General features: G+C 69.2%; 11 protein-coding genes. 5 read left to right on the top strand and 6 right to left on the bottom strand.

The genetic code is table 11. The annotated features are described in order from the left end of the window. Window positions 1-96: 96 nt before the first annotated feature. Together ACY34I_RS38950 and ACY34I_RS38945 are read left to right on the top strand one after the other, a co-directional pair. Window positions 97-513, top strand: coding sequence for a YeeE/YedE thiosulfate transporter family protein (locus tag ACY34I_RS38950; protein ID WP_462760320.1), 417 nt, complete (start codon window positions 97-99; stop codon window positions 511-513). A gap of 237 nt (window positions 514-750) precedes the next feature. Further along, on the top strand, window positions 751-1560 hold the full coding sequence (locus ACY34I_RS38945; RefSeq protein ID WP_462760318.1) for a DivIVA domain-containing protein: 810 nt from the start codon (window positions 751-753) through the stop codon (window positions 1558-1560). Between the two features lie 754 nt (window positions 1561-2314). On the opposite strand, the gene ACY34I_RS38940 is transcribed toward ACY34I_RS38945, so the two are convergent. Then, window positions 2315-2863: an FIMAH domain-containing protein gene (locus ACY34I_RS38940; protein WP_462760316.1), complete on the bottom strand. Its 549-nt coding sequence runs from the start codon at window positions 2861-2863 to the stop codon at window positions 2315-2317. A 1003-nt stretch (window positions 2864-3866) separates the two neighbouring features. On the opposite strand from ACY34I_RS38940, the gene ACY34I_RS38935 reads away from it, so the two are divergent. Further along, window positions 3867-5372 carry a protein kinase domain-containing protein gene (locus tag ACY34I_RS38935; protein WP_462760314.1) on the top strand — a complete coding sequence of 502 codons (1506 nt, stop codon included), beginning with the start codon at window positions 3867-3869 and terminating at the stop codon, window positions 5370-5372. A 311-nt stretch (window positions 5373-5683) separates the two neighbouring features. On the opposite strand, the gene ACY34I_RS38930 is transcribed toward ACY34I_RS38935, so the two are convergent. Continuing rightward, on the bottom strand, window positions 5684-6910 hold the full coding sequence (locus tag ACY34I_RS38930) for a hypothetical protein (RefSeq protein WP_462760312.1): 1227 nt from the start codon (window positions 6908-6910) through the stop codon (window positions 5684-5686). A gap of 568 nt (window positions 6911-7478) precedes the next feature. Here ACY34I_RS38930 and ACY34I_RS38925 point away from each other — a divergent pair. Both ACY34I_RS38925 and ACY34I_RS38920 read left to right on the top strand, forming a co-directional pair. Next, window positions 7479-7937, top strand: coding sequence for an ATP-binding protein (locus tag ACY34I_RS38925; protein WP_462760310.1), 459 nt, complete (start codon window positions 7479-7481; stop codon window positions 7935-7937). Between the two features lie 17 nt (window positions 7938-7954). Next, window positions 7955-8269: an STAS domain-containing protein gene (locus tag ACY34I_RS38920; protein ID WP_462760308.1), complete on the top strand. Its 315-nt coding sequence runs from the start codon at window positions 7955-7957 to the stop codon at window positions 8267-8269. A gap of 13 nt (window positions 8270-8282) precedes the next feature. Here ACY34I_RS38920 and ACY34I_RS38915 read toward each other — a convergent pair whose 3' ends face one another. From ACY34I_RS38915 to ACY34I_RS38900, 4 genes are all read right to left on the bottom strand, one after another. Further along, window positions 8283-8651 (bottom strand): hypothetical protein, encoded by a 369-nt coding sequence (locus ACY34I_RS38915; protein ID WP_462760306.1) that lies wholly within the window; start codon window positions 8649-8651, stop codon window positions 8283-8285. A 130-nt stretch (window positions 8652-8781) separates the two neighbouring features. Further along, window positions 8782-8949, bottom strand: coding sequence for a hypothetical protein (locus ACY34I_RS38910; RefSeq protein WP_462760304.1), 168 nt, complete (start codon window positions 8947-8949; stop codon window positions 8782-8784). Between the two features lie 723 nt (window positions 8950-9672). Next, entirely contained in the window at window positions 9673-10509 is an 837-nt protein-coding gene (locus ACY34I_RS38905) for a DUF4352 domain-containing protein (protein ID WP_462760302.1), read from the bottom strand. Between the two features lie 581 nt (window positions 10510-11090). Beyond that, on the bottom strand, window positions 11091-12485 hold a 1395-nt coding region (locus ACY34I_RS38900), incomplete at its 5' end, for a low temperature requirement protein A (protein WP_462760300.1).

The following is a 12485-nucleotide window of genomic DNA, read 5'->3' as shown; positions in this document are numbered from 1 at the left end:
CGGCTGTGGCCGGCTACAGCCGGTCAGCATTGTCGCGACTGCCGTCTTCTTCGGCACCGGCGTCCTCGTGTCGTTCCTGCTGTGGAAGGTGATCTGATGCGCACGCGGGGCGGGCTCATCGTCGCCAACATCATCGCTGGGCTGGCCCTCGGCTACACCGTCGCGAACATCGGGTTCGCCGACTACGCCGAACTGAACCGCATGTTCACCTTCCAGGATCTACGCATGCTCCTGGCCTTCGCCGGCGCCGTAGCGATCATCGTCGTGGTGTTCGCCGTGTTGCGCGTCCGCCGCACCCCGGGGCGGATCCACGCCGGCGTAATCCCCGGGGCAATCTTGTTTGGCACCGGCTGGGCGATCTCGGGTGGCTGCCCGGCGATCCCCATCGTGCAAGTCGCCAGCGGGTACCTCCCCGCCCTGGTCACGATCGCCGGCATCGTCGTCGGCATCCGGCTCTGCCGCTGGGCCAACGCGAGATACTTCCACCTCGACAGCGGATCCTGCGAGCGGTAGCCGCGCCCAGGAACCGCGAGGCGATCAAGAACGCCAAGAAAGGACGCGTCCAGCCAGGCGCCACGAGGCTGACCAACCGGCGGACGGTCGGCGGCGTAGGCGACGCGGTGGTGGTGGCCTCGTGGGCGCCGTCCCTGGGCATGTGCGCCACGAATGGTCCGACACGTGTTGGTCGGGCGCGCTGCAGTGGACGGCGGTGGCACCGCGATCAGCAGCTGACAATCCCGGAGATGACCGATGAGCGCGACCAGCGGTTACGACCAAGCGGAGGCTCCCACTCAGGCGAGGGTGCGGATCACCGCCGACCGGGTACGGCGCTGGCAGTTCCACACCACGTCGTTCACCCGGAGTGGCTACGACGACGTCGAGGTCGACCGCTTCCGCATCCAGGCCGCCGATGAGCTCGACCTGCTCGCGACTGAGATCGCACACCTGTGGGCCGAGAACGAGCGACTCGCCGCTCACCTCGAGCTGCACCGGCACGGGGTGATCCCGAGCCATGACGCGGCCGCGAAACTGTCCACAGCCAACGAGGTCAACCTGCTGTCCGAGGCGCAACGGGAAGCCGAGCAGATCATGGCCCAGGCCCACGACTACGCGCACCGGGTAGCCGAGTACGCCCGCGCGCAGTACGACAACGCCATAAAAGCAGCCGTCGCCAACGCCAGACAGGAGGCGCAGCGGGCGACGCACCACAATCGCCCCGGTGCTGGGGTCGAGGGCGACGACCCAGCAGCCGAACGGAACGCGTTGCAGGTCGCCGGCGAGGCGATGATCTCGCAGATTCGGGCGGTCGCCCGGCATCTCGACGACGGGAGGCAACAACTTGCCCGCTCGCTCGACCGTCTTGCCCCCAAGCCAACGAACGCTGAGGTCACGGCGGGTGCACGTGGACCCGCTGCTCGGCCGCACCCGCGCACCGATGCCACGTTCCAGCCAGACCGCGTCCGGGTGACCTCAGCAGACGCGCCAACCATGGCCTTGGCGGTGATCAACAAGGCCGACGTCAAGGCTAGCGGAGGGAGGCAGCCATCCAGCCCCGCCTGAACGGACCGTTGCCTCACCGACAGCGCGTCTCGATTCTCGGGCCGAGGCCGTCACCGCTGACAACGTCGCGAGATCGGTGACGGAGGCGGTGTTACGCGAACCGATGCTGTCGAGCGCGGCAGCGGCTGTGACCGGTAGAGCGCGACGGCAGCCCAACGAACGGGCTGGGAGGCTGGTTGTGGCGGTCTTCTTAGCTTGTGAGAGTTGCGACCAGCAGCGCGAGGCAGCCGGTCAGCAGGATGATTCCTCCGAACAGCGTGTAGACCGGCCACTGATCCATGCGTCGCGTCGTGGCCGGCGGTGGGTACGGCGCATTCCATACCGGTGGTCGGGCGGGCACGGATTGCAAGTTCAGCGCTGGCCACTCCGCGGAGGAATAGAGCGCTCGGGACGGCATGCTGTCTCCAACCTTCTCGCTTTCGACGCCGAGCGGCCCATCGGGGGAAGGGTGCCGGTGAGCCGCCCGGGCGGAAGGGCCAGATCGCCCTTCACCTCTAGTAGGCGACACTCACTCCTCTCCCATTACACCGATGCTGGCGCCGCACATCGTCGTGTTACCACTTGCCGACTTTCGGTCGACGGCTCGGCCGCCGTCGTCCCCATGGTGGTTCAGTCGTCGTTGGCGAATCAGGCCGAACCCATGGGCCGATCACCCGGTCTCTCGTGCAGACGAGGACGGGCAGGGCCGCGAGCAGGCACTGGCTCCGGCGGAAAGGGCGTAGCCAGTGCACAGGCGAGTTCGTCCGCAGCGTTGTCAGCGGGCGGACAACGCTTGTGCGAGTTGCGTCGCTCCAGCGGCTGGCACCTCGTAGCCATCGACGGTGATGTCGTTCTCTTCGCGGAGGTCGATCAACTTTTCGGCGAAGTCTCGTAGCTTCTCGCGCGCCTCGTCCGTGTGCTCGTCGGAAAGCTTCTCGTCCACCTCACGCAGCCGCTTACGCAGCTCTTTACCGGCATCGCGGCGAAGGTGCCCCTGCTGCTCCAGGCCGTCGACCGCGGCCTGCAATGCCGCGATGAGCTCTGCCGGCTGGGCGCTGCGCCGCGGCTTCGACGACCGTGATGGGGAGGCGATCGGAGAGGGCGACGCTGCCTCGGTCGTGGGCAGGTTGGTGGGCGGAAGGGATCCGACGCCGGTGGACCGAGGCAGCACCAAAGCCGGTCCCGGCTGTTCGGTGTTGTCGCCGCCGGCGAAGGCAACCATGAGTGCCGCGGCCACGATCGCGACGACTGCACCCGCGACCGCCACCCACATCACGCGGCGCCCGTCGCCAACGGGCTCGTGTTGGCGCCGTCCTGTGCTCACCAGAGGCAACACGGTGGTGGGATGCTCGTCGTGGGGGCGTCGCCGGGGTGGCCGCGACCCACGCGATCAACTCGGCCTGGGCCGCTCTTGCTCGCCCTCGTCGGGTCCGCTGGCGCCTGGTCGGCCAGATCGCCGTCGTTGACGGTCCTCTGATCCCCACCCGGGGCGCCTTCGGCCGCTCCCATTCATCGGGAGGCGGGAGATTCCGCGTTGCGCGGGCAGATCGCGCCTGAGAGATGATTGCGCTGCCTCGCCGCCGGTTAGAGAGGTGCGGTGCACGGTCACTGGCGTTGACACGGACGAGGAGGTCCTGAATGCACCCGCACCACGTCAAGGCGCTTCTCATGTGCGCGAGCATGGGGACCCTGGTGAAGTACTGTCTTCCCCTATCGGAGGAGGTACCGATCGGATTTCGCTGCCAGCCAAGCGACCCGGTAAGAGGTGACGGTGGACCTCTGGCACTTTGCCCGTCGTGCCGGCTCTTGGCTTTGGACCCACGACGGTTGCAGGCAGAGGTTGCCACGCAGGTCGCACGGGGTTGGGCTCAGCACGAGCGGATCGGAGCGGTGGTCGTCGGTTGCTGACGACGCCGATGGCCCGGCGGGAGGAATATTCCATCGCGCCGCCCCCAACCGACTTCTCGGAGTCCCGCCGCAGTTGCCGGCAGGTAGGGGAGGGGTATGCATTCCTCTGCGTGTCACCCGGTGTGCCCTTCGACCCCGGTCAGGTCAGGGTGGTCTGGGGTAGCCAGTGGTGGAGATGCTCTGCAGGCCGAGCCCGGTTGTCCGTGCCTGCCGGCCCTCGCTGAGTACCTACCGCGGGTCGTCGCGGCGGCCGGCAGCGGCGCTGGCTGGTCGTTTCCTCGGTGCCGATGGCGCGTTGACCATCTTGGGGGATCGTCCACCATGAGCGACTCCTGGTGGTTCGTCCGTTGACCCCGATGCCGGCCGTCGCGTCACCGCCCCCCCGTGTAGCGGCGCGCAGGGTTGGAGCAGTGAGGCCTGTGCTGGGACGTCTGCTGGATGGCCGCTACCAGTGCGAGGAGCTGCTGGGCAGCGGCGGCATGGGTGAGGTGTGGCGCGGTCGCGATCTGCGCCTGGATCGTCCGGTGGCGATCAAGGTGCTCGCCGCGGCGGGACTGATGGAGCCGATGGCCGCGGAACGCTTCGACCGCGAGGCCCGTGCGGCGGCCGGACTGACGCATCCGCACATCGTCGCTGTCTACGACTTCGGCACCGAGGCGAACGACTCCTACCTGATCATGGAGTTGGTGGAGGGGCGGAGCGTGTCCGCGCTGATCGCCGACGGCCCGCTCACTGTCCTGCAGGCGTTGTCGATCGCCGTGCAGGCCTGCGACGGGATCGCCGCCGCGCACGCGGCCGGGGTGGTGCACCGTGATGTGAAGCCGGGCAACCTGATCGTGAGCGCCGCCGGCACCGTGAAGATCTGTGACTTCGGCATCGCTCGCCTTCCTTGGGCCGAGGGGGAGAACACCCTTACCGAGCCGGCGACCAAGCTGGGTACCAGTTCGTACATGTCTCCGGAGCAGGCCCTCGGCCAGCCGGTGGACCAGCGCACCGACCTGTACGGGCTCGGCTGCACCCTCTACGCCATGCTCGCCGGCGGTCCGCCGTTCGTCGGCGAGCCGCTCAGCGTGCTGCATCAGCACGTCAACGTGCCACCCCCGCCGCTGCGCGAGCGCCGGCCCGACGTACCCGCTGAGCTGGACGCCCTGGCCGCCGAACTGCTAGCCAAAGATCCCGCCGACCGGCCGCCCGACGCGGCCGAGGTCCGGGACGGCCTCGCTGCCCTGCTGCCCCGGGCCGGCACGCCGGTTCCCCTCGTGCCGGTCACGCCGGCAGCCCCGGGCCGACCGGGACGATCCACGCCGGTGACAGCTCGTCCGCCCAGGCCGGACGCAGGCGGTCCGGTGCGCCCCAGGCCGGGCGACCGCCCGGCACGGCATCGCCGCGATGCGCTGTTGGCGGCGGCCGTGCTCGGCGTCGCGCTGCTCGCCCTGGCCGGCGTCACGCTGCTCGACCGCGGCGACCACACCTCGACCGCGGGACCGACCACACCGCCGGGATCGGCCACCACTGCGGCAGCGCCTCGCGTCCCGGCTATGCCGCTCACCGTCGCGCCCACCACGCCGACGCTGCACACCGTCGCGTCCGCCACCCGCAACCCGGCCAGCCCGACACCAAGCCCTCGGGCCACCTCCCGTAGGCCGAGCCCCACCCCACCCACCGACCCGATCGCCGGCATGCGCCAGTCGATCCAGGAGCAAGTGGAAGCCGGCCGGTTGAACCCGGATGCCGCAAAGGACCTGCACACCAAGGTGGACGCGATCGCAAAGGAGATCGCCGAAAGCAACCCGGACCAGGCAGAGAACCAGGTCAAGAAGCTGCGCGACAAGCTCGGCGACCTGCGACGCGATGGCAAGCTCACCGCCGATGGCTACGACGCACTGACCGCCGACGCCGACCGGATCGCCGCCGACCTGCGGTAACGACGTCGGGGTGGCCCGCCGCCGAGCGGGTGAAGGGTGCGCGCAATAGCTCGTCTTCCTCAGCGCACTCTCCACGAGCTAACCCCGCCGCGGGGTAGCCGACTGACGAGGCGTCATCGGCGCCCGCAGTGTGGGCGGACGGGGCTGGAGGGGGTGAGTCCGCCTGGCAGCGACAGTCCGGAGGTTCTCCGGCCTGCCCGCCTAGCGCCGCTGGAGAAGGAGATCGAAGGGCATCGGCAACGCGATAGATGCCTGATGCGGTCGTAGGGTGCCGGACGGAGATCGGGCTATCGGTGGCGGGCAACGGGTGGTCAGCGGTAGCACCGCCAGGCGTATGGGTCGCCTGGATTCGATGTTCGTGCGTAGGTGTCCGAGCCGTACGTGTCGCGGCAGGCGACGTTCATGTCGACGGTGGACGCAGAGAGAAGCCTCGTACATTGCCAACTGCCGTCGTTGCGGGGCTCTGCGGAGCTCCCGGTGGCGTGCCGATCGCAGTATCCCTGGACCATGTTCGCCACCCCGCCGCTGCTCGACGGGCCGAGCAGGAGCGGACTCGCGCTTCGGGTTTGCGTCGGCGTGGCCACGGCGCGTGTCGGGGGCGGTGCGGCGGGGCGGGTGACCGACGGCGCGGCCCTAGGCGAACGGGTGACCTTCGGTGTGGTCCTAGGCGTGGCGGAGGAGCTCTGCGGGGTCGCGGAACTCGGCGTCTCCGTCGGCATGTCCGGGAGGGCAATCGGCTCCTCAGACGCGTCCGGCGGGATGGTGGCTGTCACCACCGGCAGGGCGGATTCCGGCGGCCCGCCCGACCCCGAGGTAAACGCCAGAGCGCAGGCCAGTGCCCCCACCGCTAGCCCGCCGGCTGCGATCAGCCAGCGCCGCCGACCGGCCGGCCGCGGGCGGGCATCAAGCTCCAGGTTGTGGAGCACTCGGGTCGGAGCGTCTTCGGCCGCCTCGGGGTACTGCGGGGCGGACCCGCCGTAGCGGTACTCGTTCAGGGCGGCGTCATCGTCGTGCGGGTAAGGCTCCTCGTGGGCGTAGCCCACCTCCGGTACGACGTAGGTCTCCTGCAGCCCGACATGCGCGTCCTCGCGCATCGGACCGGCATCGTTCGGTCCGTACGGCGCCTTGGCCCGGCGTTCCTCCCAAGAGGCCTGCTCGTGCTCGTCGCCCCGGTAGGTCTGGTCGGGCTCGTAGCCCGCCGGTGCGGGTTCGGCCACCGGGTCGGACCCCCGGTACGCGTAGTCGTGCTGGCCGTACGCCCCGTCGTACTGCTCGTATTCCTCGGACTGCTGGTCCGCCCGGTGTCGTGCCTGCCGCGCTTCGTGCTCCGGGTTCGTGTCCTCGGGCTGGTACGACTCCTCGTACGGGTCCGGCACGTCCTCGCGCCACTGCGGCGCGGCGGCCTCCGACGACTCGTCGAACGTGTCGGAGTCGCTTCCTGCCGGCCGCGACAGGTGAGCGATCCAGCTGTCAATTTCATTTGGGTCGTCGTCTTGGGCTGCCCCATCGGCGGGGCGAGCGGTCGATCTCTCGGCCACGGTCGCCGGCCTCCTCTGAACGCACAGGTGCGGACAGCTAGCTGACCATACTCACCATCAGCCAAAAGTCCAGCCGACCCATCCCGCGAACAGACAACAGGCCCCCGCTGCCGGCCGCGCGTTGCCGGATCAAGCTGCCAGGTCCGAGTGATCGTCGAGTCGAACCGCGCGCTGCCGTGAGCTGGCCGACATTCATGCGCGTCTTGCAGTGCTCGCCGAGCAGATCCGGCGCCATCAGCAGCCCGGATAGCCAGCTGTCTGCTCGACCCAAGGGTGCCCGGTGCCCGGTGCCGACGGCTGCTCATCGCGCGGAAGGCCCCGTTCTTGGGGGTGAACGGGGCCTCCCTGTGCGCCATACGGGAACCCGGGGGTCGAGGGCACCCGCTCCGGATGGTGGCCGCCGACCTTTCAAACCGGTCACCGGCGCATCCGGGGAACATACTAGGCAGGACTCGCGGCACCTGCAGAGCGGGCACGCGTTTGAGGCAAGCCGTGGGCGGGCCATGAAGCGGCCCCACCCGACGTCCCATCGCATGCGGTGGTCATCCAGCGCCTGTACGGTGCCCACGTGAGCTGGCGCGGCCACGTCGGGGCCGGTGGGGGCGATCCGGACGATGTCCGGGGCGCGGTGACTCTATTGTCGGAATCGATCACCGAGGTCGCGGTGACGCGGCTGCGGCACGCCGTCGTCGCCGCCGCCGGCGCGGCCGGCCTCGCCGGTGACGGGTTGGAGGACTTCGTCTTGGCCGTGCACGAGCTGGTCACCAATGTCGTGCGCCACGGCGGCGGCAGCGGACGCCTCCGCCTGCTGCGCGACGCCTTATCCCTGTCCTGCCAGGTCACCGACCAAGGCCCCGGAACAGAGGATCTTCCGATCGCGCTGCCGCGCCCCGGAATTCCAGGCCACCGGGGCCTGTGGCTGGCCCAGCAGCTCACCGACAGCCTCGTCATCGACAGCGGGCCGGACGGGACGACAGCCACCGTCACCGCCCGCCTTCCCCGCGTACAGTCGAGCGGGACCGGATGAGGTGCGGCGTGGAGCAAATGTGGCAGTCGCAGACAACGGTGCGCAACGGGACCGCCGTCGTGACGCTGTTCGGCGAACTCGACATCGCCGCAGCCAGCCCGCTGGAGGACGTCCTGCAGGCCGCGATCGCCCGCGCGCCCCGCGTCCAGGTCGACCTGGCGCGGGTCAGCTTCATCGACTCCACCGTGCTGAACACGTTCGTCAACGCCCACAGTCGTGCCACCGATACGGGCGGCAGCCTCGCCCTGGTCAATCCCACCGGCCATGTCCGGCGGGTGCTGGCGATGACCGGGATCCTGCCAACGCTCAGCACGCCCGACTCCGACAGCTAGTCCGTCAGGCGGACTAGCTGTCGGTGCGGCACGGGTCGCATTCGGTGCTGACGATCGGGTCCACCCAGATGTCGGGGCACATGCGGCAGCGGAGCACGAGGTGCCCACCGCACGAGCAGGGCAGCCAATCGCGCACCGGCCGGGTCGCGGAGCCGCCGGCGTACCCGTGCCCGTTCAGGCAGAGGTCGGGCTCGCCGCCGACCAGCTCGCGGACCCGCCGATACGGGAAGGCGACCACGTGTGGGTCGGCGCGGGCCCTGTCGACCAGGCGGCGCAGCTCGGCGGTGGAGTCGACGACGCGCTCCACCACGGTCACGCCGGCGGGCGAGTTCTCGGCCCGGTCCCAGCGGATCGTGATATGCCACCGGTTGCGCCACTCCACGCTCGCAGGTTAGTCGAACATGTGTCCTAGGATGAGCAACGCCGGCATGCGGTGATCGGGCCGACTGATGTGGCTGAGCAGCACCACGGCGAGCATGGGGCGCAGATCGCGGATCCGCCCACCATCCCGATCACGTGGAGTAGACGGGTGGCCAGCGGTCCGGAACCGGCCCCGTCATGCCTCGCTGGTGGTCGGGGGTGAGGTTGTTGACGAGGCTTTCCACCCGGGCGCGGATGTTGTCGCGGACCTGGCGGACGACCTCGAGGGGTTGTCCGGCGAGGGTATGCCCGATAGTCACATGCTTGCAACGGTTGACAACTTTAGTTGTCGGGTGGACGCTGAAGTGCGAGGTCACCAAACGAGGGAGCCGTACCATGCGTGATCTAACGCCGGGCGAGCGGCAGGAACTACTGCGGGAACTTAGCGCTGTTGCCGCAGAGTGGGCGCAGCGGATAAACGACTCCAACCCGGAAGCCCGGCGTAGGGCAGGCCACGAGCCGAGCTACGCAGCCAGGATGCGAACTCACCTCGCGCGTATGGCGACAGGCGAGCAGATGCGTGCCCTTCTCGCTGACCTCGTATCCGTCAACGCAGCGGAAGCGGTGCAGTACGGCGCCGGATATCCCGAGCTCGGTGCAGCGGTAGGCGCTAGCCGGCAAGCGGCACGTAAGCGGTGGCCAAACCTGTCGATCTCGAAGAGGCGCGCTAGCGAGTGGAAGCAACCGCCCGGCGGCATCGGTTGGGCCGGTGACAGCCATCTGGGTTACCCAGGGGGAGCCTGAAGGAGTTGGTCAGGTGAGGACCGGCGGCCACCAGACCCTACGCATTCGTTGTGCCTGATCTGCACCCATGCCCCGCTCCCGCTGCCCGACGATGGCGGGGAAGGGACGCGTATGAGTGACGCTCGCCGGTGTGGGCGGACGGGGCTGGAGGGGCTGAGTCCGGCCTGGCAGCGACAGCCCGGAGAACCTCCGGGCTGTCGCTGTTTTCGCCGAGTCAAGCATTTCCCGGCTGGGGCCGGTCAGAGGGTGACGACGGCGTCTTCGGCGAAGGTGAACAGGCCGGCGTCGAAGGTGATCGTCTTGAGCTTCGTGCCCTTCGGCACGTCGAAGTAGACGTTCGCCTTAACCGAGTTGCCAGGGTTGATCTCGTCGAGGAAACCCTGCCCGTCGGTGTTGCCGTAGATCCCGGCCTCGCCGTCGGCCTCGTACTCCCGGCCGGTGGCGTCCTGGGCGGTGAGGGTGCCGTCGGCGTGGAAGGTGTGCGCGCTCTTCGTGACGTTCTTGACGGTCACGTTGACCTTGCAGAACATGCCCTGCGCCTTGGTGTTCAGGAACTGGTTGCCCACCTGGGAGATCCCGCACTTCACGCTGTTGACGGTGAACTCGAAGTCACCGCCGCGCACCTTGTCGCCGACGCCGAAGGTCTTCGGCTTGGCCGGGGCCGGCGCCGCGGTCGTCTTCGCCGGCTCCGGCTTGGCCGGCGTGGGCGCCGACGTGCTCGGGGCGACGGCCGCGGGGGCGGAGGTGCTGGGGCTGGCAGCGGGAATGTCGCTGCTGGCGGACACATCGGTCTTCTTGTCGTCGCCGCTGACCAGGCCGATCACCATCGAACCGCCGCAGCACAGCACCACGAACGCGGCGACGCCGATGAGGGTGGGGATCAGCCAGGGCCGCTTGCGGGCGGCGGGCGCCGGCGCGCCGGGCGGCGGCGGGAACTGGCCGGGCTGCTGAGGGAACTGCCCGGGCGCCGGCGGCGGGAACTGGCCGGCGGGCACCTGCGGGAACTGAGCGGTGGGCGGCATCGGCTGCTGGCCGGCCGGCGGCTGGTTCTGCGCAGGGTCGTAGGGGGTGGTCATTGAGTGGTGTTCTCCCAGGTCTTGATTCGCGCTGCCCCGTTAGTTGAGCGCAATACTTTCCACGGTGACACATTTTGCCTCAGGCAACGGTCCTCCGGCTGGCCTGACCCACACGCCTGGTTAGCTCGAGAAACACCCGATCTGGTGACCCGGCCGTCAGCCGTTGGGCCACCAACTTGTTCACGCTCCGGCCGCGGCGTCCCAGAACGGGTCGGCCTCGCCGACAGGTCCAGCCGCGGACGCACGTACCACACCCGGTGGCGCCATCGCCGGTGCTCGAACGCGGTGTCCACTTCGATCTCAGCCACCACCGCCGGCTCCACCTGCACGTAGCGCAGTGGCTCGGGTCGGTCCAGCTGCCCGCCCCAGCTCGCGGGCAGCGGCTGCGGCCAGGGATGCGCGACGATGCCCCGGCGCTGCAGCCGGTGTGGGGACAGCAGCGACGCGAGTCCCGACGCTGGGGCATCGCCAACGGGCGGGTGCGACCGGTGTAGCGCAGGCGTCCCCGCCGATCGAACCGGCCGAGGAGCAGCATGCTCGGGTTGCCGAAGCTGCCGGTCACCCCGCCGACGATCGCTCGGTCATTTCGCCGCGGCGGTTGGCTGCCAACTGATCCGTTCATAGCAGACCAGGGCGATCAAGATGATGGCGACTAGAGCGAGGGCAGCGAGGGCGGGAAGGTGCCGGGCAACGGGCAGCAGCGCGAGGATGGTGCCGGCCGCGAGGATCGGGGCAGGTGGGGTGTGCCGGACGGTGAGTCGAAGGAACAGGACCCGACCCACGAGGTAGAGGGCCGGGCCGCCGAACAGAGCTTCGGCCGAAGTCCAGTCCAGCGGGGTCCCAGCGGGCTGCTGGAGTGGGTGGTGGGCCATGTGGGCGAGGACCACCTCGATGCCGGCGGCCAGGTAGATGATCCCGGCGATGAGCACGAAGTGAGCCAAGCTGTAGGCGATGCTGCCGGTCCGAGTCCGGTCCGGAGCGGGGATCCGCGCCAGGGCTTGTCCGGCAGGTGCGGCGGCGTTTTCGAAGTACAGCCACCACAGTGCCAGCGCCGTGGTCAGGGCGAGCAGCGCAGCGATCAGGACCGGCCAACGAGTGACCGCCGATCCGGCGCCGACGCCCACCGAGATCAGCGACTCGCCCAAGGCAATAATTACTATCAGGCCGTGCCGCTCGGCGAAATGGCTGGGGCTGGGCAACGGAGCGCGTCCGGCAGACACCGCGATGAATAGGCCGCCGATGCAGTCGATGAGGAACGCCGCGGCCCACAACAGCGTCTGCGTGGCGCCGCCGAGCACCGCGCCGAACAGCACCGCAGTCCAGCCCACCGAGACCGGGATGACCCGGAAGCGCAGCGAAGCGCGTAGCGGCGCGTTGCCGGCCGATATGTGCCAGACGAGGGCCAGATATACGGCCCGGACGACGATGTAGACGAGGGCCAGAGTCATGGGCGCGGCCAGTGACTGGGTGCCGTGCCGCCACGCGTCGGGGAGGACCAGGGCGGCCACGAACATTGCGGCCATCACAGCGGAGTTTCCGGCGCGGACCAGGCCCACGTCGGCGCGTACCTGGTTGGCCAACCAAGCGTAGTTAGTGAACGGCCACCACAGCAGCAGCAGGAGCACAAGGCTATGCGCAAGCCCGAGTGGCGTCGGCGCCTGTGCCGCGAACGTCGCCACCCGGATGAAGGCGAACACGAAAACCAGGTCGAAGAACACCTCGAACGGCGTCGTCCGATGGGTTTCCTCGGTCGGCACCGGCGGTCCGGCCCGGAAGATGTGCCTCATAGGCCCATCTTGCTCGCCTAACATCCGGCAGATCCGGATTGAACACTTAACCCGGCAGCCGGCCGCTGGCCACCACGGATGACTTCGGCGCAGCTTGCATACCCACTTCGACCTCTCGGCGGCGGGATGAGCATGCGCGCGTGCGACATCTGCTAACCCGTCCAGGCCCTCATCCCGGTACCAGCGCGC

The organism is Micromonospora sp. RTBAU3-60, assembly GCF_054963695.1.
The sequence above is the reverse complement of the archived record's forward strand: the minus strand, read 5'-3'. Positions and strand labels throughout refer to the sequence as shown.

Excerpts from the sequence above, each read along its gene's own strand:
- ACY34I_RS38920 (WP_462760308.1), top strand. The coding sequence starts at position 7,955 with ATGTGGCAGTCGCAGACAACGGTGCGCAACGGGACCGCCGTCGTGACG.
- ACY34I_RS38950 (WP_462760320.1), top strand. The coding sequence starts at position 97 with ATGCGCACGCGGGGCGGGCTCATCGTCGCCAACATCATCGCTGGGCTG.
- ACY34I_RS38905 (WP_462760302.1), bottom strand. The coding sequence starts at position 10,509 with ATGACCACCCCCTACGACCCTGCGCAGAACCAGCCGCCGGCCGGCCAG.
- ACY34I_RS38945 (WP_462760318.1), top strand. The coding sequence starts at position 751 with ATGAGCGCGACCAGCGGTTACGACCAAGCGGAGGCTCCCACTCAGGCG.